Genomic DNA, 21,331 nt, shown 5'->3' with positions numbered 1-21,331 from the left:
ATCTGTTCGGAGAGAGCAGGAGCGTCGCCAAGGCCGTTGTCGGTAGCCACTTAGCCCTCACCGACCCCCGACCGTAACAGTATAGTGACGCTCCGTCAGGAGTCGTCGTAGAGCAGCGACAGCAGCTTTCGCTCCCCGGTCCGAACGTGCCGGCTGACCGTGGGTTGCGAGACGCCGAGCATCGCCGCGAGTTCCTGACCGCTCGTCTCACGCGGCCACTCGAAGAACCCACTGAAGTACGCCGTCTCGAGCACCTCGTTCTGGCGTTCGGTGAGGCGGTCGCGGTAGTTCGCCTCGAACTCGGCGAGCGTTCGCACCGGGCGGTCACGGTACGTCCGGGACAGCAACTCCGCGCCGTCGTAGGTGTCGACGACCATCCTGGTGAACGACCGAACCTCGCCACTCTGGGGGAGTTCGACGGTGAGGCGTCCGCTTCCGTCTTCGGCGGTCATCGCCGTCGGGTGTGCGCCGTAGTCGACGAGTCGGGCGAGGAAGCTCGATTCGGTGATGTGCGCTTCGTAGTAGTGTCCGGCGTCTCGCTCGGACAGTAGCGTCACCTCACGGATCTCGGGGGCACGGTCGACGAACTCGTACACTCGCTGTGGGTCGGCCCCGTCGATGGAGAAGAACACCCGATAACCGCCGCTGCTCTGCTCGATGAGCGACTCGAACTCGAACGTGCTTCCCGTGTCGGTGGTGAACTCGAGTGCGGGTATCGACGAATCGCTGATGCCGAAGACGATTTCGACGGCCTCCTCGCTGACGAGCGCTTTCTTCCGTTCGAGTGCGTTGACGGCGTACCCGATCATCTCGCCGAGTTCCGAGAACACCGCCGTCTCCATCTCGTCGAACACACCCGGCTCGTCGGTGTACATGTTGAGCGTCCCGTAGACCGTCTCCCGGTACCGAATCGGGACGGCGATTCCTGCCCGGTACCCCCGCTGGAGTGCCTGGGTCTGCCACGACTCGAACGGCGGGTCGACGTGGAAGTTGTTCAGCACGCTGGGTTCGCCCGTCGTGAGCGCCTCCGCTGCGAGCGCGTCAGCCACTCCACCCGTCTCGTCGGTGACCGCGTCGAGATAGCCGGTCTCGTCTCCCGCTGCCGTCCGGGCGACCACACCGTCCGCACCCGCCTGCTGCTCGCCGATCCACACCATGTCGTACGTCTCACTGTCGAGGAGTTCCGCACAGACGGCGGCCTCGATCTCGTCACGCGTCGAGGCGTCCGTGAGTTCTCGTGTGAGGCCCCTGATGGTGTCGTTCAGGCGGTTCACTCGCTGGAGTGACTCGTTGTGCTCCTCGAGTTGCGCCGACTTATCCCGGAGCTGTCGCTCGCGGTCGACCCGGTCGAGTGCCGCGACCGCGTTCGCAGCGAGGATTTCGGCGGTCGTCACCGTGTCTTCGGAGAACTCACTCGCTTCGTCCGTCCCGGCGACGAACACGCCGTGAGTGCCCAGCGGGACGAGAATCACACTCCCGAGACGGCCGTCGGTCGTGCTGACGTCGTCCGTCGCTCGAAGGTCGTTCACGACCCGCCCGTCACTCTCGGCGTACACCCGCCACGGGAGGTTCCACTGCGAGTCGAACAGCGGGTCGGTCCCCACGAGAGACCGGATCTCGGGGGTCTGTGGCCCCGAGACGAGCTGTCCCCGCTCGTCGTCGTAGTACTCCACTCGCGCCAGCGGGAGGTCGAGTATCTCCGCCGCCCCCTCGACGACGATACTCCCGACCTCGTCCGCGGTCTCGGCACCGGTGAGTGCCTGTCCGACCTCGTTCAGTTGTGCGAGACGTTCCTCGCGGCGTCTTCGCTCGGAGATATCGCGGACGACCCCGGCACGGCCCGGTTCGTCGTTCAGGTCGAACAGGGAGATTCGCGCCTCTATCGGGATCTGTTCCCCGGCTTTCGTCGTCAACACGGTTTCGAGCGCCGCCTCCTCGCGGCCGTCCTCTCGGATCTCCGACTGGAGCGCCCGCGCTTCGTCGGTGACGTCGGAGCCGACGACGTCGCTCGCGGGGCGGCCCAACAGCTCCTCTCGGTCGTAGCCGACGAGGTCCGTGTAGGCGTCGTTGACGGCGATGAACCGTCCGTCACCGTCGAGGGCGTACACCCCATCGCTCACGGTGTCCATCACCGCGTCGTGGAGCTCCAGCCGCTGCTCTCGCTGTTTGCGCTCGGTGACGTCGTCGAACGAGAAGACGCCCCCCGAGACGGCTCCGTCGTCGTCTCGGAGCGGCGCTCCGCTGACGGTGAGCCAGTGGGTCACACCACGTATCTCTACCTCCGCTTCGCCTTCTATCGTCTCGGCGTCCTCGGCGACCCGACGAAACGGCTCGACTTCCCCGGGGACCAGCGAACCGTCGAAGCGAACCACGGTGACGTCGACGTCGTCCGGTCCGTCGCCGGCGGCGTCGGACCCGAACAGGAGCCGTCGCGCGTAGCCGTTGAGATACTCGAAGTTGCCCTCCGTGTCGGTGATGGCGATGGCGACCGGACTCGTCTCGACGACGCGGTCTTTGAGACTCCGCTCCGCTCGGAGTGCGCTCTCGGCTTTCAGGCGGAGCATCAACTGGCCGAGGTCGGCGGCGATGCTCGTCGTCGCCTCGACCATCCCGTCGTCGATACCACTGGCCTCGGCGAGGTAAAACACCAGTACGGCGACGACCGTTCCGTCCGCGACGACCGGGACGCCGAGCGCGGCGTGCATCCCCGCCGTCCGTGCGGCGTCCCGTCTGACGAACCGCTCGTCGGCCGCGACGTCCGCGATCCACTCCGGCTCTCCCGACGCCCACACTCGGCCGACCAGTCCTTCACCGGGGTCGAACGTGCTGGGAGTACCCAACGGGTCGAATCGAGCGGGAGCGTCGCCCGCGACGTACTCCCCGCCGAATCGCTCTATCGGGTCGCTCTCGGACCGTATCCACGCCTCGCCGTACTGCCAGTCCATCGCCGACCCGACGACGTCGAGCGCCGTGTCGAGACCATCCTCGAACGAGTCCGAACCGAGAATCCGCTGTGTCGCGTCGTGGTAGAGGTCGCGTTCGGCCTGTAGCCGCTTCCGGTCGGTGACGTCCCGCATGATGCCGGTGAAGTACCGCGTCCCGTCCACGGTGAACTCCGTGAACGAGACGCTCAGTGGGAACCGATGGCCGTCGCTGTGCGCTCCGGGGAGTTCGACCTCGTCCCAGTCCAGTGTCCGCTCACCGGTTCGCAGGTACTGCTCGAACCGCCTCCGGTGTCGGTCGCCGTACTCGTCCGGCATGAGCACGGTCAGCGGTTCACCGAGCACCTCCGAGGGCCGGTAGCCGAACACGTCTTCGACCGCGGGGTTGGCGTACCGAACGACGCTCGCCTCGTCCACCGACACGATGGCGTCGGACGCCGTGTTCACGACGGCGTCGAGGTGCGCCGGCGTGTGCGGGTACTCGTCGGCATCTCGCCGTGCCTCGAACCGCGTCTCGAGACGTCGCTCGAGTACGGGTAGCTTCTCCGCACCGGTGTAGTGGACGAACTCGTCGACGCCCGCGTCGTAGGCGCGTTCGACGAGGGCCGTATCACAACGGTCGGCGAGCAGGACGACGACGGCGTCGGGAGGCGGGTCGACGGCATCGGTGATGGCCTCGATACCGGTGCGTTCCGGGAGGTCGAACTCCGTGACGACGACGCGAGGGACCGCGTCGTCGACGAGTTCACGCGCTTTCTCGGCCGACTCGGCGTGCAGGTACGTGTCGATCACACCGAGACTCCGGAAGAGGGTCCGAACCTGCTCGAAGCGGTCGGAAGACGGACCGACGTAGAGGCACTGTCGTGGCTGATGAGACGGGTCACTCATTGCCTGTCGCTTCGTCGTCCGCGCACAAACCGGACGTGCTTTCTAATCACCTTCTCTCGTCTCGAAACAATTCACCACGTCAGGACGGTTCACGTGTGTGACCGACCGGAACCGGGGGAAGACGGACGCCGGGAGCGGGCACCGACCACGAACAGCGGTCCGACCGAGGCGCTCTGATAAAGGTCGCCCTGACGGAGTCGCGGATTCGGCGACCGGGCGTCACGGTCGACCACCACCGTAACACGGAGGGTGCCGCCCTCCCCCGCCCCGGCACCTGCGGGGTCGACACGGCCGACCTCACTCCTCGCTCTCGTAGTGCTCGCCGACGGCCGAGGGCATCCGCGTCGACCCCCAGACCGTGAGCACGACGACGACCGCGACGTACGGGAAGAGGTTGACGAGGCGGTTCGGGAGTTCGATACCCGCCGTCTGGAACTGTATCTGGAGCATATCCAGACCACCGAACAGGAGCGCCGCGGCGGCCGCGCCGATGGGGTTGTAGTTGCCGAACAGGTACGCGACGATGGCTATCCAGCCCCGGCCGTTGACCATCGTGTCGCCGGTACCGGTGAACGACCCGGCGTGGGCCATCAGGACGGCCCCGCCGAGGCCGGCCATCGCCCCGGAGAAGACGACCGCCGCGTAGCGGACACGAGCGACGTCGATACCCGCCGTGTCGAGCGCTTCGGGGTTCTCGCCGGCCGCCTGTATCCAGTAGCCGTACTTCGTCCGGAAGAGGACGACCCAGGCGGCGACGGCGACGAGGGCGGCGAGCCAGACCAGTGGCGAGGTGTCGAACAGCAGGGGACCGACGACCGGTAGCTCCGAGAGCACCGGGACGGTCAGGTCGTTCATGCTCGTCAGGCCGGGGCTGTTGCGGTTGCCCCACAGGAGGACGGCGAGGAACGGGCCGAACCCGAGGCCGACGAACCAGACGGCGAGGCCCGCGACGATCTGGTTCGCCTGGTAGCGCACGAGCAACACGGCGAACGCGAACGCGAACAGCGTACAGACGACCGTCGCGCCGAGGATACCCACCCAGAGGTCCGCCTGATTCGGCCCCTCTCCACCGAGCAGGAACGTGACCGACGCGGCGGTCACCGCGCCGAATATCATGAACCCCTCCAGCCCGATGTTGAAGACGCCGCTCTTCTCGGCGTAGAGACCGCCGATGGCCGCGAGCGCGATGGGCGAGGCCGCCTGCAACAGTCGCTCGACGAAGCCGACGGTCAGGATGTCCGCCACCGGCAGGTCGAACACCGTCGTCGAGAGGACGGCGATAGCCACGACGACCAGCACGCCACCGACGAGCAGTCGGGTCCGTTCGCCGGTCTCCAGCGTCGCGCCGCTCATCGCTCCTCACCTCCGAGCCCGGTCCGTCTGGCGGCCATCCGGAACAGTTCGGGCGCGGCGACGAACAGGACGACGAGCCCGACGATACCGTCGATGAGCTGAACCGGTACGTCGCTGTTGATGCTGATGTACGACCCGGCGGAGTCGAGGCCGCCGAACAGCAGGCTCGCGGGGACGACGCCCAGCGGGTTGTTCGCCGCGAGCAGGCTGACCGCGATGGCGTCGAACCCGTAGGTTCCGATACCGGCGGGGTCGCTGTAGTAGCCCTGAATCATGATGGCGAACACCGCACCGGCGACGCCGGCGACCATCCCCGAGAGCGTCATCGTCGTGACGATGGTCCGCTTGGCGTCGACCCCGGAGTACGTCGCGGCGGCCTGCTGGTAGCCGCTGGTCACCATGTCGTAGCCGACCGTGGTCCGGACCATGAGGACGGCGACGAGGGCGACGACGAGCAGGGCCACCGCGAACCCGACGACCGAGAAGTCGGGGTTCTCGAAGACGACTCGCGGGAGCGAGACGTACTCGGGCAGGCGGGCCGTGTTCGGCGCTCGGTTCCCCTCGCCGCGGAACGGCCCTTCGACGAGATAGCCGACGACGCCGGTGGCGACGAAGTTCAGCATGATGGTCGTGATTATCTCGTTCGCCCCGGCGTAGGCCTTCAACACGCCCGGAAGTGCGGCGTAGAGTCCGGCCGCGACGACCGCCGCGAACGTCCCGAGCACCATCAAGACGACCCCCGCCGCCGGACTCGCCGGGAGCATCGGCGCGAGCCAGAGGATGGTGACGACGGTGACGAACCCGCCGACGACGAACTGCCCCTGGACACCGATGTTGAACACGCCGGCGCGGAAGGCGATGGCGACGGCGACCCCCGTCAGTACGAGGACGGTCGTGAACTTCAGCGTCCGTGCGGTCGCGCTGGCGTCGCCGAACGACCCCTCGAACACGTTGGCGAGGAACGCGACGGGGTCGTAGCCCGCCGCCGCGACGACGACGAGCCCGATACACAGCGCGAGCACCGTCGAGGCCGCCGCGAGCGCGAGGCGTTCGAGGACCGTCAGGTCGAGGGCGCGTGCGGCCGCCCGGTCGAGCAGGTCACGGATACCCCCCGAGTCGTCGGCGCTCACGACTCCACCTCGTCCTCGGCGGCGTCGGTCTCCGAACCAGCACGCGACTCGGCGTCGAGACGCCGCCCCGCCATCAGCAGGCCGAGGTCCTCGTCGGTCACGTCGTCGGGGTCGACCACGTCGATGAACTCCCCCTCGTACATGACGGCGATGCGGTCCGAGAGCGCCCGTATCTCCTCCAGTTTCGAGGAGACGAGCAGGACCGCCAGCCCCGTCTCGCGGAGCGCGACCAGTCGGTCGTGGATGAACTCGATGGAGCCGATGTCGACCCCACGGGTCGGGTGGGCGGCCACCATCACGTCCGGGTCGTGTTCGATCTCGCGCCCGACGATGAACTTCTGCTGGTTGCCACCCGAGAGCGACCCCGCCCGAGCGTCGGGGGTGGGCGGCTGGACGTCGTACTCGGTGACGATGGCCTCGGCGTGGTCGCGGACGGCCGGCCAGTCGACGAACCGTCGGGTGACGAACTGCCCGACGGTCTGGTTACCGAGCAGCGCGTTCCGGACGAGGTCGTACTCCTGGACCAGCCCCTCGGTCTGACGGTCCTCGGGGACGTACGCGATACCCGCCCGGATACGGCGACGACGACTCGTTCCCGTGATGTCCTCGCCGTCGAAGCGGATGCGACCGGCCGACACCGACCGCTGGCCCGTGATGGCCTCGACGAGTTCCGTCTGGCCGTTACCCTGGACGCCGGCGAGACCGAGAATCTCGCCCTCGTGGACCGTCAGGTCGACGTCGGTCACCTGCTCGCGGGACCGGTCGCCGTCGACGTGCAGTCCCTCGGCCACCAGCCGAGGCGGCCCCGGGTCCCGCTCGCGGGGCCGGCGCTCGGTGAGCACCTCGCGCCCGACCATCATCCGTGCGAGTTGCTGTTCGGTCGTGTCCGCGGCGTCGACGGTCCCGATGACCTCGCCGTCCCGGAGGACGGTCACCTCGTCGGCGACCGCCAGCGCCTCGTCGAGTTTGTGGGTGATGAACACGAGCGACCGGCCCGCGGCCGTCAGTTCGTTCATCACGTCGACGAGGCGGTCGACCTCCTGGGGGGTGAGGACGGCCGTCGGTTCGTCGAAGACGAGGACGTCCGCGCCGCGGTAGAGGCTCTTGACGATTTCGACGCGCTGGCGGGCCCCGAGGTCGAGGTCACGGACCGGCGTGTCGAGGTACCGGTCGACGTCGAAGTCGTACCGGCGGCAGATGTCGACCACGCGCTCGCGGGCCGACGACTCGTCGACGAGACCGCCGTCGGTCGGTTCGTGGCCCAGGATGACGTTCTGGAGGACCGTCATCGGCTCGACCAGTTGGAAGTGCTGGTGGATCATCCCGATACCGGCGTCCATCGCGTCCCGCGGGGAGTCGAACGCGCGACGCTCGCCGTCGACGAAGACGTCGCCGTCGTCCTTCTCGTAGAGCCCGTAGAGGACGCTCATCAGCGTCGTCTTCCCCGAGCCGTTCTCGCCGAGCAGGGCGTGGACGCTCCCGCGTTCGAGCGTGAAGTCCACCGCGTCGTTGGCGACGACGTCACCGAAGCGTTTGGTGATGCCCTCCATCCGGACTGCCGGGGGCTGTGTGGTACCTGTCATGGCGTGGTGGTGCGGTCGTCCATAGAAACGAGGGGAGGGTCAGTTACAGCCGGAGGCGGTACACGGGACGCTGATGTCGCCGTTCGTGATGCCCGACTTGGCGTCTTCGAGGTTCTGGAGCGCGACGTCGGGGAGTTGGCCCTCGTAGGCCTGCCCGATGACGCAGTCGACCGCCTCGTCCTCCAGACCGAGCGTGTTCTGGCCGGCGACGCTCTCGAAGTTCCCCTCGGCGGCGGCGGCGGCCACCTCGCGGGTCCCCTCGTTGATGTACTTCACCGCCGACCCGACGATGACGTCCTGGAAGTCCGAGAGCGTCACCGACTGGTCGGCGTCGACGCCGATGGCGAGACGGTCGTTCTCCTGGGCGGCCTCGAAGACGCCGCGGCCCGCCGCCGCGGCGGCGTGGTAGACGATGTCCGCGCCGTCGTCGTACTGCGAGGACGCGATGTCGGCGGCCGTGCTCGTGTCGGTGTAGTTGCCGATGTAGCCGACGTTGACCTGCACGTCCGAGTTCACCCACTCCGCGCCGGCGACGTAGGCACGCTCGAAGGCGTTGATGAGCGACCCGTCGACCCCGCCGACGAACCCGATCTGGGCGTCGTCGGGCGTCGTCGACCCACCACCGCCCGACAGTTCCTCCGTCGTCAGCGTGCCACCGAGGACGCCCGCGAGGTACGACATCTGGTGGTTCGCCCACGAGTAGCCCGCGACGTTCGGTTCGTCGACGTAGTCGTTGATGAGCATCCAGTTCTGGTCGGAGTAGTCGGCGGCGTTCTGGGTCAGTGCCTCCGTGTGGTTGTACGACACCAGCACGATGAGGTCGTAGTCGCCGCTCTGGGCGAGGTTCGCCTGTGTCGACTGGTACTGGGCCTGCTCGGTCTCCTCGACCTGGTTGATCTCGATGTCGTACTCCTCGGCCGCCGTGTTCAGTCCCTCCAGCGCGAGGTCGTTGAAGGCGTTGTCGTCGAACCCCGCCGGACTGGAGACGATGGCGACGCCCGTCGTCTCGCCACCGCCACCACCGCTACCGTTGCCGTCGCCGGTCCCGTTACCGTCGCCGTCGCCGCCGAGACAGCCCGCGATAGCAGTGGTCCCGACCGCCGCACCGGCGGCGAGGAATCGTCGTCGACCGACCGGGCGGTGTTCGTGTTCGGTGCCGGAGTCACGTCGTCCGTTTCGTTCGGAAGGCATGGCAATAGCTCGTGCTAACGCATGCCGATATAAATAGTTATGTCAGAGAGACAGTTCGTTTCGTCGGCACTGCGCCGTATTTTGTTCTCGGTCCGGGAGCGACTCCCTGCCGAGGAGTGGCCCGGACGGTCTGGGACCGACGGCCACGTCTCACCGGCCACCGTGTTTCCGGAACCAGACACGTTCTCCGGCCGGCGACTCGCCCGGTTCGAGGCCGAGTCGACCGACGAAGAGGTCACGGACCGCGAGCGTGACCGTCAACTCGACGGACTCCCCGTCGGGCGCGCTCACCGTGACGACGGCGTGGCCGTCACGCTCCTCGATTTCCTCGACCGTCCCCGGCGTCCAGCGGTCGACGTGGTGGTCCGGTTCGCGGGCGTGGATGCGGTCGTGTGCCATCACGGGAGTCGTGGGGCCGTCCGGTCTTCAATCGCCCCGGCCCGGAGGAGTCGACCGGCGAACCCACACGAATTACCACCGGAGATAAGTCGACGGTCCTAAATGCGCTACTGTAATACAACCGGCCGAAAACATGTCCGAAGAGCACCCCGCCGACGCCGTCGAGCGGCGACTGAGCATCGCACAGACACTGCTTCCGGTTCTCGGCATGGTCGTGTTCCTGGGAGTGGGGTCGGGACTGCTGGGACTGCCCCCACACGGCCCGTTGCTGTGGAGTCTCGTTCTGACCGGACTGGTCGGTCGGTTCTGGGTCGGCGTCGAGTGGTCGGACCTGACCGGGGGTGTCGAGAACGCACTGGAGACGGGACTCCAGGCGATACTCATCCTCTTTCTCATCTACGCCCTCGTCGCAACGTGGGTCAGTGCCGGGACGATACCGGGACTGATGTACTACGGGTTGGGCGTGCTGACGCCGGCGGTGTTCCTGCCCACGGCGGCGATACTCGCGTTCGTCGTCGCCGTCGCCATCGGGTCGTCGTGGACGACGGCGGGGACGCTCGGCATCGCGTTCGTCGGTATCGGGTCCGCACTCGGCATCCCGACGCCGATGACGGCGGGGGCGGTGCTCTCGGGAGCCTACGCCGGCGACAAACAGTCCCCGCTCTCGGACACGACGAACCTCGCCGCGGCGGTGACCGACACCGACCTCTACGACCACATCCGCGGGATGCGCTGGGGAACGCTCGTGGCGTTCGGCCTCTCGCTGGTCGTCTACGCGTGGCTGGGACTCGCCGCGTCGGGAGCCATCCCGGCGGGTCAGGTGGAGGAGATTCGGACCGCGCTCGCCGGTACCTACGACCTCTCGGTGCTCGTCTTCCTCCCGCTGGCCGTCACGTTCGGCCTCGCCCTGTGGGGTCGGCCGGCGCTGCCGACGCTGGTGGCCGGCGTCTTCGCCGGCGTCGGGACGACGATGCTCGTCCAGGGTGTCGGGTTCACCGCCACGTGGGACGTCTTCTTGAACGGGACCGGTCCCGAGACTGGCGTCACGCTCGTCGACGACCTCCTGGCGAGCGGCGGCCTCTCGGGGTCGGCGTGGACCGTCTCGGTGGTCGTCCTCGCGCTGTCGCTGGGCGGACTGTTGCAGGCGACCGGCGTGCTCGGGGCGCTGGCGCGGGGCCTCACGGCCGCCGTCTCCGGCCAGCGGAGTCTCGTCGCCGGCACCGGCGTGGCCGCGTTCGTGACGAACTTCTTCTCGGCCCAGCAGTACATGAGCATCGTCGTCCCCGGGATGACCCTCGGCGACCTCTACGAGGAGTACGGCCTCGAGAGTCGGAACCTCTCGCGGGCCGTCGAAGCCGTCGGGACGCCGACCGGCGCGCTGCTCCCCTGGCACGCCGGCGGCGTCTACATGATGAGCGTCTTCGGCGTCGGGACGGCGCAGTTCGGGGTCGTCCCGTACCCCGCTTACGCCCCGTACTACCTGTTCGCGTTCTTCTCGCCGCTGGTGTTCTTCGTCGCAACCGTGACCGGACTCGGCGTCGAGCGGCGGGCCGAACCGGACGGGGCGGTGGCCGCCGGCGACGACTGAACGCGAGAACGAGCGTACGGCGGCCGGGGACGGAGCAGCAGGCGAGCGGGGAGGTGTCGGTTACCGTTCGGCCGAGACGGCCGACGGTTCGGGGTCGTCGTACTTCGTGCGGAACTCCTGGATGAGTTGCCCCATCTTCGCGTACCAGTCGTTGAGCAGTCGTTGCATGTCGTCGGCCACCTCGTCGGCGGCGAGCGGTTCGAAGACGTGGTAGTAGCCACCGTTCTCGTAGTTCACCTGCTCCTTCCGGAGGAAACCGGCATCGAGGAGGCGCTGGGTGGCGCGGTAGGCGGTCGTCCGCTCCCGGTCGACGCGTTCGGCCACCTCGTCGACGGTCAACGGCCCGTCGGCCGCCACGAGCACGCCGAAGACCGTCCGGTCGAGTTCCTTGAGACCGTGAAAACACTCCAGCAACCCCTCGCACTCCATGTCCTGCTGGAGGTAGTCGCTCATCGAGTCGGGCATGTATGAGAGGAGGAGCCTCGGTCGAAAAAGCGTTGCGCAGTCCGTGAACGACCGCACACCGCCGGTCAGTCCTCGCGCTCCTTCCGGAGGCGCTCGTCTCTGAGTTCGCCGGTCGCGTGCCACACGCGGGGACGGAAGGCGACACCACAGGCGGCCGCGAACGCCAGGAGGACCGCCGCGGTGACGACGGCTCCGGGAATCATCCCGACGGCAGCGCTCGCCGGCCAGTTCGTCTCGGTGAACGACGTGACGCGCAACAGCCACGCACCGTTGAGGATGGCGAACAACGGGAGGTAGACCCGTCTGAGACGGTGAGCGATGGCCTCCTCGGCGGTTATCTTCATCGTCGGGTGGGCGTAGTCGTCCGCCAGTTCGGTTCGCCACTCATCGGTCACGTCGCACCGCGGGTCCAGCCCCGGTGCCCAGACGTTCTGCTGGAGGTGACGGACCCGCGAGCGCCAGATGTCGTAGGCGCGATACCGGCGCGACTCGACGACGAGAAACAGCGCGACGGCAGCGTTCCCGATGAGCAACACGTAGTGGGGGTTCGTCTGGTTCGTGAACGTGAACGTCAGCAGTGCCGCGAGGACGATGACCGCCCAGTTGGTCGTCTTATCGAGGCGCTCGCGCCACAGTTTCATCCGGTGGACCTCACCGCGATAGAGGTGTGCGAGCGCCGAACTCGGGCCCATATCGACGTCGAGGAGGCCCTCACCGACACGGGGGTCGACGGGCGGGTTCTCGCTCGACTCGCTTCGCTCGGAGTCGGCCATCAGTCGACCCTCCCTGGTGTGGTTCCGAGAGTTCCGTCGTGTGGGTTCATAATCGTTCTCGTCCCTCCCGACACGTCAGTCACTCGTCGTCGGTGTCGCCGTTCGTGGTGCCGAGCGGTGGGCACGCCAGTACGCCTGGACGTACGCGCCGAGGAACATCCCCGCGACGGCCCAGAGTATCTCGACGTTGCCGACACCGAGACTCGCGTAGGCCGCACCCGGACAGATTCCGGAGATCCCCCAGCCGACACCGAAGACGACACCACCGACGACGACGTCCCTGTCCATCGACCGTATCCGGCGGCCGTGGGGGTCGCCGGTCAGCGGCGCTCCGTCGAGGACGCGCGGGACGACGACGAACGTCACCCCGGAGACGGCCGCCGCCCCACCCATGACGAGGAGGAGGCCGAAGTCCTCGAACTGGAGGAACTCGAGGACCACCTCCGGTCGAGCCATGCCGCTGTACGCCAGACCGAACCCCTGAATCACCCCACCGACGACGATGAGCGGGTAGAACAGTGGGTGGCGGCCGTCGCTCACGGCGTCACCCCCGCCGCACCGACGGCCATCGCGGTGAGGATGGCGACACCCACGAACAGCGCGACGTTGACGATGGACGTCCGAGAGACCGAGCCGATCCCACAGACGCCGTGGCCCGCGGTACAGCCCTTTCCGACGCGCGTCCCGATGCCGACGAGGACGCCGCCACCGAGGAGTCGCCACCACTGGACGTCCGTGTGGAACGTCCCGGGGTCGAGCACGAGACCCCAGAGAGCGCCGCCCGCGACGATACTGAGCGCGAAGACGACACGCCAGTCGCGTGAAGTCACGTAGGCGGGCCGGTCGAGTCGTGGGAGGTCGGAGACGTACGACAGCGTCGATTCGAGGACCGTGCTGTTGCCGGGGATGATGGCGGTCCCGACGTAGACGACGGCGATGCCGGTTGCGACGAAGAGTCCACCGACGGCGTACCGGGTCGCCCCGTTCGGGAAGAGGTCCGCGAGGACCGGGAGCATCACCCCCGTCACCGCCGACACCCCTGCACGTGTACTCGTCGCCACCCACCGTCCGACTCGGAACACGGGGTCGTCATTCACTGCTGTATTGTGAGCCTACTGCAAAAAGAGTTCGGACATACCCTCCGCCCGACTCCGCACACGCCGACCATATGTACCACTCACGACTTCTTTCGGTAGTTTCGACGACTTCAGGCACAGTGAGACCGGCGAGTGGCAGCTGTCTTGATTGTAAGTATTGAGCAATACAAACGATAGTCTTTTGGTCCAGACCCCGGTACGGCGTGGCGAGGACACCACGAATGAGTACGAACATCGACGCTACCGAGACGCTCGACGTGAAAGGCCAGAGCTGCCCGATGCCGGTCGTCGAGACCGGACGGGCAATCGACGACCTCGCCGTCGGCGAGACGCTCGAAGTGCTGGCGACCGACTCGGGGAGCGTGAGTGACCTGGCCGGGTGGACCGACGCGACGGCCGGCGTCGAACTCGTCGCGCAGGCCGAGGACGGCGACGTCTACATCCACTACGTCCGCAAGACCGAGTGAGTTCTCCGATGAGTACCGACACCACGACCGAGCCGGAGGACGCCTCGCTCGAGGACCTTCTGGCCCGCGTCGACGACCTGGAAACACGGCTCGCCGACCTCGAAGCGACACCTGACGACAGCCAGAAGATGGTCGTCGTCGCAACCAAGGGGACACTAGATATGGCGTACCCACCGCTCATCCTGGCCTCGACGGCGGCCGCGTTCGGGTACGACGTGACCGTCTTCCACACGTTCTGGGGCCTCGACATTCTTCACGAAGAGCGCTCGTCGGCGCTGAAACTCAGTTCGGTCGGCAATCCGAACGTGCCCGTGCCGAACGCCATCGCCGCACTCCCCGGCATGGACGAGGTGACGACCCGACTGATGCGAAAACGCATTGCCGAGAACGACGTCGCCACCGTCGAGGAACTCGTCGACCTCTCCATCGAGACCGGGGTCGACCTCCAGGCGTGTCAGATGACCATCGACCTGCTCGGCTACGACGAGGACGACTTCTTCGACGGCGTGACGACCGGTGTCGGGGCTGCCTCGGCCTTCCGGGAGATGGTCGAAGCGGACGTCCAACTCCTCGTCTGAGACCCGCTTCTCCGCACGCAGTTCACGGTCGGGAGTGGTCAGTCGTCGGCGAGCGAGTCCCGACTGGCCGCGCAGTTGTTCGGACCGAGTTCGAGTTCGAACGCTTCGTCGTCGTCGATCGTTCGTCGGCCGAGGTTCGTCTCGACGATCTCCTCGTAGTTGGCGGGGCGAGGCGGCATGTCCGACAGCACGAGGTCGACGAACTCGTCTTCGGGAAGTGAGAGTGCACGCATCCGCTCGACGACGTCGCCGAGCGCAGCGGTGTAACTGCCGTCGGCGGCGGGGGTCGTCGCGTCGCCGAAGTGGGCGGGGGCGACGACGGTGTCGTCGGAGAGCGAGCGAACGCAGTCGTGGAGCGTCTCGTAGAGCGTTCGAGCGGCGTCTTCCGCACGGTCGGCACCGTCTTCGAGGTCCGGACGGGCGACGCTCTCGACGAACAGGCCATCGCCCGTTGCGAGCAGCGAGTCGCCGACGAGATACGAGGTCATACCCGTCGTGTGTCCCGGTGTGTAAACCGCCTCGACGGTGGCGTCGCCGACGGCATACTCTCCACCGTCCGCGACGGTGTCGACCCGGTCCGTGTAGGTGACCCCCCGGTCCGCGGCCGCCTCGGGGACGACGCCACGGGTGTCGGCGTCCTCGAGCGTCCGAACGCCGCTGACGTGGTCGGCGTGGACGTGTGTGTCGAACGCGTCGACCAGTGTCGCCTCGAGTGCGGCCGCGTCCTCGCGGTAACGGTCGGCGAACGCCCGCAACGGGTCGACGACGGCCGCCTCGCCGTCGGAGACGACGAGATACGAGAGACAGCCCGACGACGGCCGCTGGTACTGGTAGACCGTACCGGGACCGTCGTAGTCGGTCACCTCGACCCGGTCGAGGACGCGCGCCCACCCGTTCATCCCACCGTCAAGATGTACGACGCGCCGGCCGGCGTCGGCGAGACTACCGGCGACGAACTCGCTGGCCGTACCTTTCGCACAGAGGACGACGAGCGGGTCACCTTCGGGGACACGTTCGAGGAGGTCCTCGTCCACGCCGTCGAGGAACTCGTGGTACGGGACGTTCGTGACCTCGACGGTGTCGCCGTCGACGTGCCACTCCTCGAAGTCCGTGGGCATCCGGACGTCGAGAAGCGTCACGTCCGCCCCGTCGTCGATGCGGCGGTACAGGTCGGTCGGTGTGGCGGCCTCGACCGTTGCTTCCGGCGTCGGAAAGTCGGCTCGTTCCATCGGTACCGGCAACTCGTCGCTACAGCGCTAAAAGAATTGTGCAATATTCACAATACAGAGGTCGTGGTTCGTCGTCGGTCGGGACCACCCGGCTTTTCACCTCGGTGGCCGTCGAGTGAGACCATGAGTTCGTTCAGCGACGGAGCACGGCCTCCCGGTGGCGACCGAGCGGTACCGGCGGTCGGGCGGACGGAGGCGACGGATGACTGAGGAACTGGCGGGGCGACTCGCGGAGCACACGGCCAGACTGCTCGAGGACGTCAACCTCCGGGTCGAACGGTACGACGCCGTCGACGAGGACACCGCCTTCCTCGGGTACGCCGGCCACGCCGACGACGCACGGGCGGTGTTGCAGGAGACCGCACGGCCGGTCGTCGCCGCGTTCGCGGCCGCCCTCGACGAGGAAGCGTGGCCGACCGTCGACGGACTGGTCGTCCGGGCGTACGACCCGACCACGCCCCGTCATCGCCGGGACGGCGCACTGGAGTGGGAGGTGTCGGCGGCCGTCGCCGAGCGGTTCGCCGCCGCGTCCGACGCGGCGAGTGACGAAGCCGCCGACGCGGACACGGAGTCACCGTCGACGGTCGTCGCCGACGCGATGGCGACCGCTCGCATCGTCCACGCCGACGGCCGTGTCGAACCGCTCCCGGCGGAGGAGTGACAGCCCGACCGGGTCGCCTCACTCCGAGTCGAACGGGTAGCGCGCCACCGACGACCCGAACAGCGACCCGAGGTAGAGCGCGTCGTCGTGTGGGGTCGCCGAGGTGATGCCGAAGACGTCCCCGTCGGGGGCGTGGAGGCTGTCGACGACGTTCCCGTCCGCGTCGAGTTCGACGACCAGCCCGTAGGGTTCGATGTCGATTTCGGTCGCCGACTCGGGGAGCTTCCCGAGCTGTCGAATCACCCACGGGTACCGGTGGAGCGTGTCGAGGACGTCGGCTCTGAGGCTCGGAATCGCCAGCCAGTACCGGCCGTCCGCTCCCCGGTCGACGTTGTCGGGGAAGCCCGGCAGGGTCTCGACGAACGGCGCGTCCTCGCCCTCACGGTCGCCCTCGAACCAGTACTGCGTGACGCGATACCGGGACGTCTCGGTGACGAGCAGCGACTCGTCGTCGGGGCCGAGCGCGAGGCCGTTGGCGAACCCCAGTCCGTCGAGTTCGACCGTCGTCTCGCCGGAGTCGGGGTGGTACGCGAGCAGTCGCCCCGTATCGCCCAGCTCCCACAACTCGTCTTCGAAGCGCTCGTGGGCCGTCGCGTCGGTGAAGTAGACCGTCCCGTCGTCGGCCACGAAGATGTCGTCGGCGTAGGCGACGGGTCGCCCGTCCGCACTGTCGGCGAGCGTCGTCACCTCGCCGTGGGGAGCGACCGAGCAGAGTCCCGCTTCGGTCGCCGCGACCAGCAGGTCGTCGCCGTCGAACGTCAGTCCGAGCGGGCGGCCGTCGAGGGCGGCGTACACCTCGACGGTGGCCTCGCTCGTCGACTCGTCGATTGGTTCCACGGTCCGGTAGACTCTGCCGTCGCCCGCGCCCGTGTAGAGTCGGTTCTCGTCGTCGAACGCGACGTCCTCGGGGCCGTCGACACGCACCACCGTGTCGAGACCGGTCAGTTCCTCGTTGGAGCCGAGTCGGCCGGCGAGCGCCGGGGCGGGGGGGTGCCGACCAGCGGACGGGGTCGAGTCGTGACTCCGTCGAACGGCCGAGTGCTGCGACGCTCCCGACCAAGAGTCCCGCGGTCAACAGTGGATGCCTGCGGAGGGGTCCGAACACCATGGCGGGAAGCCACACACGGACCGGTGAAAGCTGTTCCCGTCGGTCCGGCGTGAGACGGTGGGGCGGGTCGGCCGAGAGAGACCGGCGGTACGTCCGCTCGGAGGCGTCGAAAACGGAGAGAAGAACGGCGTTACGCGGTTTCGGTGGAGTTGTTCGTCGTCTCGGAGTCGGCGTCGGCCGTCGAGGTGGCCGTCTCGGACTCCTCGTTCGTGCCCATCGCGTCGCCTTTCATCTCCGAGAGTTCGGCCTCCATCTCCTCACGGCCCTTCTTGAACTCGCCCATCGCCTGCCCCGACGAACGCGCCAGCTTCGGGAGTTTGTTCGCCCCGAACAACAGGACGATGATGAGCAGCACGACGAACACTTCGATGCCCCCAGGGATGCCGGGGAACAGTGGTACGGTTGGCATGGTGTGAATCGCTACCTGACCATTCGGCTTCCCACTTGTAGGTCTTACCCCCATAGGTTGAGCCACCGGCACACCGAACGTATCGCCGTTCCGACCGGTCTGTAGCGCCGAACCGACCGTTCGGCCGGTCGATGCGTCCACCAGTCGGGAGAAGTCGGTCAACCCACCGCGTGGCACACACGTGAGACGGCCGTGTCGGCCATCGTACTCCGCTTTCGGTCGGTCAGCCGTTGCGGTACCGATGTGCGGCCATCGCCAGTCGGTTGTAGCCCTGTGACGCCACGTAGCCACTCGCCGTAGCGAGGAACGCGGCCGGGTTGGTCGTCAGTTCCGAGAGATACCGACTGCTCTTGGTTCGGGTCTCGGCGACGAAGCCCGGCCGAATCATCTGGTTCCTGTCGTAGCAGTAGACCGGTTTCCCGGTCCGCTCGGAGATGGTCGTTGCGAGCGCGCAGTCGCTCTCGACGAACAGGACGCTGTCCGTCGAGTCGTACAGGTCGGCCTTGAACTCGGCGTGGCTGTCCCGGCCCTGTCGGCCACCGGCCGTCTCCTCCAGCATCACGAGGTTCTCGTACTCGACGTGGTGGTCCGCCAGCCACTGCTCGGTCTCCGGGCGGTACTTCTCGGGCCGACTCGTCACCAGCCAGCCGATGCGCTCGGAGGGGACGATCTGTGGCTTGACCGTGCTGAGGAACTCACGATACCGTGGGCCGTCGTCGCTTTCGGTCGGTGTCGCGTCTCGACACAACACGCCGTCGAGGTCGAAACACGACCGCTTCAGCATCGGATGATGCATCAGGTTCCACTCGAACACGCGTGGCGTGTCGACGACCTCCGCCCAGTGGTCGACGAACTGGTGGCCCTTCTGTGAGACGTAGATGGCCGCGTACTCGATCTCGAAGGGGAAGTCCATCGCGTCGAGTCGCTCCCGTGTCTCGGTCATCTGTTTGCCCGACTTGACCGAATCGTCGATGACCAGCACCCGGTCGAGGTCCTCGAACGAGGAGACGTCCCCGTCGTATCGGTGGCCCGTCTGCAACAGTCGTCCCTCGCAGAGTCCGTCCACGTCGGTCATCGGACGGTCGAGTGAGAGACAGAGCAGGTTGGCCGCGAGGAGTCCGCTCCGTGGGATACCGACGATGAGATCGACGTCGACCGGGAGCGACTGTGCCAACTGTCGCGCGGATGTCCCCATATCGGAGACGCTCCTGTAGTTCATGATGCTCCGTTATTCACTCTGGGACCCCATTAATAAGGAGTCGTTACGTGAAACGCGACTGTACAGATACATCGGATAACGGACCAGAAACACTCGTGATTCTACCCCGATACGTGTCTGTCGAATCGTACGACAGCCCCACCCGACAGTCGCCCGTTCGGGACGGTTCGGGGGCCCGACCGCACCGACTAACCTCCAGTCGGGACAGTCCGTGTGGTCGGAACGTCGGACGAGCGGTCCACCGAGGCGGTCCTCGTGGAGTGTTAATTCGAGTGGACGAGTCGGTTGGACGTTCGGCCCACCCGTGTGGAACTCGCTGCGGACGACCCGCCCCACCGGGTTTGTCGGTGCTTACCGGCGGTTAAGACGTGATTACTGCCCCTGTCGGGCGACGGAATTGACCGGGTCGGCGCTCGACCACCGTGGCCGGCCACGCGGACGGGTCGCCCATCGAGTGCTCGCCACGGACGAGTCGTCCGGGCGAATACATCACGGTTAATTGATAATTGCTCGTGGTGGTACCGGTGGCGTGAGGAACCGACCCGACGGTCGACCAGTCCCGTGGCGGCGCTCGGTGACCACCGACCGGTCGCCGCCGACCGTCGTCCTCGGAGACGACCTCCGGTCGCGGCTCAGTGGTCCGTCTCGTCGTCGGTGTCGATCCCGCGTGCCGAGAGCGCTCGCCGCGCGATCTCGTCGGCGTTGTCGACGACGAACGAGAACAGCGCGTCGTGAATCTCGCGTTTCGACATGTTCCGGACGTCGTGGGCGCGGAACACCCGTTCCATGTCGAGTTCCATGGCGTCCTCGAAGGCCTGCCACGTCTCGGGGCGCGGGTAGACCGCCTGCTGCATCGCCGGTGAGTACTCGAACGCCGCGGTCGTCGTCGGGTCGACCGTCCGGTTGGACTCGGAGGCGGGGGGAGACGCCGTCGACTCCGGTGGCCTCGACTCGGCCGGTCCGGTGGGATCGACGGCCTCCGATCGGTCGGTCGGTAGCGGGTCGGTCGAGTCCCCGGTCGGCCCCGAGTCGTCCCCGGCCTCCTCGGCGGCGGGGGTCGCCGCGGGGGTCGCGGGCCGACCGCTCTCGGCGGACTCGTCGACGTCGTCCGTGCCGTCGCCGTCCGCCGTGTCGCCGAACTCGTCGTCGAGGTCCGCGAAGGGGTTGTCACTCACGGACGACACCCCCGTGCTCGACGATGGCGGCGAGTTCGTCGAACGAACCCAACTGGTCGTTCTCCGGGTTGTACTCGGCCAGTGGGACTTCGGCGTCCTTGTTCGCGCGTTCGATGTCGGTGTCCTCTCGGAGGCCGGGTTTCGGAAACGGGCCGTCCCACTCGCCGGCGTCGATTCGCTCGAACGTCTCCGGCGAGACGTACCCGAAGTTCGGGACCTTCTTCGAGAGGTTCTCGGTCGTACACAGTCCCTCGATGAGTTCCCGGTCGGTGGTCCGGTGGTCGATGCGTCGCTTGATGCGGTTCGGGACGAGCGCCAGGATCTCCAGGTCACGGAACTCGCGGAGGGGTTTGATCTGTCGCTCCATCGTCCGCCGGAAGCCACGCAGTCCGCTACCGGGCGTGAGCGGAATCAGCATGTTGAGCGACGCCGTGAGGGCGTTGTCCGAAATCTTGTTGCGCTCGTTGGCCGCGTCGATAACGATATAGTCGTATGTGGTTTCAAGCAGCGGTTCGACGACGAACCGTCGCAGTCTGACCGTCCCGAAGTCGGCGTTCGCCAACTCGACATTGAGGTTCTCCAGCGTGCGGTGGGCGGGCAGCAGGTCGAAGCCGTAGCCCGTGTCGACGATGACGTCCTCGGGGTCGGCCGCGCGGTCACCGAGCATCACGTCGCCGATGTGCTGGTCGGCCGTCTGGTACTCGTTCTCGAATCCCAGACCGGTGGTCGCGTGCCCGTTCGGGTCCATGTCGATCTCGAGGACGCGGTGCCCGCGGTCGGCGAGCGCACGCGCCGTGTTCGTGGTGAGCATCGACTTTCCGACACCGCCTTTCAGGACGGCCGAGGTCACCGCCCGAGGTTCGATGCTGGGGGCCACAGCTGACATACTCTGGTCCATCCATCGGGAAGGGATACTTTAAACGTTCGGTGAGTGAGCCACCGTCGGTAGCTTCGGTAACGCAGCTGAGTCAGTCACCTTAGCTAACTCAGGTAGTGTGACGACGTGAGGCGAGGCGGCTGGTTCGCCGACGGCCGCTACGCCGACTCGCTACGGTGAGTTGCCGGACTCGGGCGTC

20 protein-coding genes and 1 pseudogene are annotated in these 21,331 nt (G+C 67.2%); 4 read left to right on the top strand and 17 right to left on the bottom strand.

All coding sequences use genetic code 11. From position 1 onward, the window contains the following. Positions 1-95 precede the first annotated feature (95 nt). The 6 genes from GQS65_RS18150 to GQS65_RS18125 form a co-directional block, all read right to left on the bottom strand. Complete coding sequence (locus GQS65_RS18150; RefSeq protein ID WP_158206036.1) at positions 96-3,830, bottom strand: PAS domain S-box protein; 3,735 nt, start codon at positions 3,828-3,830, stop codon at positions 96-98. A gap of 297 nt (positions 3,831-4,127) precedes the next feature. After that, positions 4,128-5,183 (bottom strand): ABC transporter permease, encoded by a 1,056-nt coding sequence (locus tag GQS65_RS18145; RefSeq protein ID WP_158206035.1) that lies wholly within the window; start codon positions 5,181-5,183, stop codon positions 4,128-4,130. Continuing rightward, complete coding sequence (locus tag GQS65_RS18140; RefSeq protein ID WP_394351461.1) at positions 5,180-6,313, bottom strand: ABC transporter permease; 1,134 nt, start codon at positions 6,311-6,313, stop codon at positions 5,180-5,182. The genes GQS65_RS18145 and GQS65_RS18140 overlap by 4 nt, the downstream gene beginning before the upstream one ends. Continuing rightward, on the bottom strand, positions 6,310-7,896 hold the full coding sequence (locus tag GQS65_RS18135; RefSeq protein ID WP_158206034.1) for an ABC transporter ATP-binding protein: 1,587 nt from the start codon (positions 7,894-7,896) through the stop codon (positions 6,310-6,312). Before GQS65_RS18135 ends, GQS65_RS18140 begins: the two co-directional genes overlap by 4 nt. Positions 7,897-7,935: 39 nt before the next feature. Further along, positions 7,936-9,087, bottom strand: a complete 1,152-nt coding sequence (locus tag GQS65_RS18130) for a BMP family lipoprotein (RefSeq protein WP_158206033.1) — start codon at positions 9,085-9,087, stop codon at positions 7,936-7,938. Positions 9,088-9,237: 150 nt separating this feature from the next. After that, positions 9,238-9,486 carry a TOBE domain-containing protein gene (locus tag GQS65_RS18125; RefSeq protein ID WP_158206032.1) on the bottom strand — a complete coding sequence of 83 codons (249 nt, stop codon included), beginning with the start codon at positions 9,484-9,486 and terminating at the stop codon, positions 9,238-9,240. A gap of 133 nt (positions 9,487-9,619) precedes the next feature. Between GQS65_RS18125 and arcD the strand changes: the two genes are divergently transcribed. After that, positions 9,620-11,074, top strand: coding sequence for an arginine/ornithine antiporter ArcD (arcD, locus tag GQS65_RS18120; protein WP_158206031.1), 1,455 nt, complete (start codon positions 9,620-9,622; stop codon positions 11,072-11,074). Positions 11,075-11,134: 60 nt separating this feature from the next. On the opposite strand, the gene GQS65_RS18115 is transcribed toward arcD, so the two are convergent. The 4 genes from GQS65_RS18115 to GQS65_RS18100 all read right to left on the bottom strand — a co-directional run bounded on the left by GQS65_RS18115 (position 11,135) and on the right by GQS65_RS18100 (position 13,328). After that, entirely contained in the window at positions 11,135-11,539 is a 405-nt protein-coding gene (locus tag GQS65_RS18115; RefSeq protein WP_158206030.1) for a helix-turn-helix domain-containing protein, read from the bottom strand. Between the two features lie 65 nt (positions 11,540-11,604). Beyond that, complete coding sequence (locus tag GQS65_RS18110) at positions 11,605-12,312, bottom strand: DUF2270 domain-containing protein (RefSeq protein ID WP_158206029.1); 708 nt, start codon at positions 12,310-12,312, stop codon at positions 11,605-11,607. Positions 12,313-12,387: 75 nt separating this feature from the next. After that, on the bottom strand, positions 12,388-12,852 hold the full coding sequence (locus tag GQS65_RS18105) for a DUF6691 family protein (RefSeq protein WP_368280313.1): 465 nt from the start codon (positions 12,850-12,852) through the stop codon (positions 12,388-12,390). Then, positions 12,849-13,328, bottom strand: coding sequence for a YeeE/YedE family protein (locus GQS65_RS18100; protein ID WP_158206050.1), 480 nt, complete (start codon positions 13,326-13,328; stop codon positions 12,849-12,851). The genes GQS65_RS18105 and GQS65_RS18100 overlap by 4 nt, the downstream gene beginning before the upstream one ends. 302 nt (positions 13,329-13,630) lie before the next feature. Between GQS65_RS18100 and GQS65_RS18095 the strand changes: the two genes are divergently transcribed. Together GQS65_RS18095 and GQS65_RS18090 are read left to right on the top strand one after the other, a co-directional pair. Next, the gene (locus GQS65_RS18095; protein ID WP_158206028.1) at positions 13,631-13,876 is read left to right on the top strand and encodes a sulfurtransferase TusA family protein; all 246 of its coding nucleotides are present in this window, start codon (positions 13,631-13,633) and stop codon (positions 13,874-13,876) included. A gap of 8 nt (positions 13,877-13,884) precedes the next feature. Beyond that, a complete protein-coding gene (locus tag GQS65_RS18090; RefSeq protein ID WP_158206027.1) occupies positions 13,885-14,454 on the top strand; it encodes a DsrE/DsrF/DrsH-like family protein in 570 nt (189 codons plus the stop codon). Between the two features lie 38 nt (positions 14,455-14,492). Here the strand turns inward: GQS65_RS18090 and GQS65_RS18085 are convergent, their stop codons facing one another. Next, positions 14,493-15,683: an MBL fold metallo-hydrolase gene (locus GQS65_RS18085; RefSeq protein ID WP_158206026.1), complete on the bottom strand. Its 1,191-nt coding sequence runs from the start codon at positions 15,681-15,683 to the stop codon at positions 14,493-14,495. 202 nt (positions 15,684-15,885) lie between these two features. Here GQS65_RS18085 and GQS65_RS18080 point away from each other — a divergent pair, with 202 nt between their 5' ends. Beyond that, on the top strand, positions 15,886-16,344 hold the full coding sequence (locus tag GQS65_RS18080; protein ID WP_158206025.1) for a hypothetical protein: 459 nt from the start codon (positions 15,886-15,888) through the stop codon (positions 16,342-16,344). A gap of 18 nt (positions 16,345-16,362) precedes the next feature. Here GQS65_RS18080 and GQS65_RS18075 read toward each other — a convergent pair whose 3' ends face one another. The 6 genes and pseudogenes from GQS65_RS18075 to GQS65_RS18055 form a co-directional block, all read right to left on the bottom strand. After that, positions 16,363-17,139 carry an SMP-30/gluconolactonase/LRE family protein gene (locus GQS65_RS18075; RefSeq protein ID WP_368280316.1) on the bottom strand — a complete coding sequence of 259 codons (777 nt, stop codon included), beginning with the start codon at positions 17,137-17,139 and terminating at the stop codon, positions 16,363-16,365. Between the two features lie 57 nt (positions 17,140-17,196). After that, a pseudogene (locus GQS65_RS22185) lies at positions 17,197-17,292 on the bottom strand (hypothetical protein); the annotation flags it as partial. Positions 17,293-17,582: 290 nt separating this feature from the next. Next, positions 17,583-17,861 carry a twin-arginine translocase TatA/TatE family subunit gene (locus tag GQS65_RS18070; protein WP_158206023.1) on the bottom strand — a complete coding sequence of 93 codons (279 nt, stop codon included), beginning with the start codon at positions 17,859-17,861 and terminating at the stop codon, positions 17,583-17,585. 223 nt (positions 17,862-18,084) lie between these two features. After that, positions 18,085-19,056 (bottom strand): orotate phosphoribosyltransferase, encoded by a 972-nt coding sequence (locus tag GQS65_RS18065; RefSeq protein WP_199268502.1) that lies wholly within the window; start codon positions 19,054-19,056, stop codon positions 18,085-18,087. Positions 19,057-19,712: 656 nt separating this feature from the next. Beyond that, on the bottom strand, positions 19,713-20,255 hold the full coding sequence (locus tag GQS65_RS18060) for a hypothetical protein (RefSeq protein WP_158206021.1): 543 nt from the start codon (positions 20,253-20,255) through the stop codon (positions 19,713-19,715). Beyond that, positions 20,248-21,141 carry a ParA family protein gene (locus GQS65_RS18055; RefSeq protein WP_158206020.1) on the bottom strand — a complete coding sequence of 298 codons (894 nt, stop codon included), beginning with the start codon at positions 21,139-21,141 and terminating at the stop codon, positions 20,248-20,250. The genes GQS65_RS18060 and GQS65_RS18055 overlap by 8 nt, the downstream gene beginning before the upstream one ends. Positions 21,142-21,331: the final 190 nt, after the last annotated feature.

The organism is Halomarina oriensis, from assembly GCF_009791395.1.
GTDB lineage: Archaea > Halobacteriota > Halobacteria > Halobacteriales > Haloarculaceae > Halomarina > Halomarina oriensis.
Note: the sequence above shows the minus strand (reverse complement) of the source record. Positions and strands in the feature narration are given on the sequence as shown.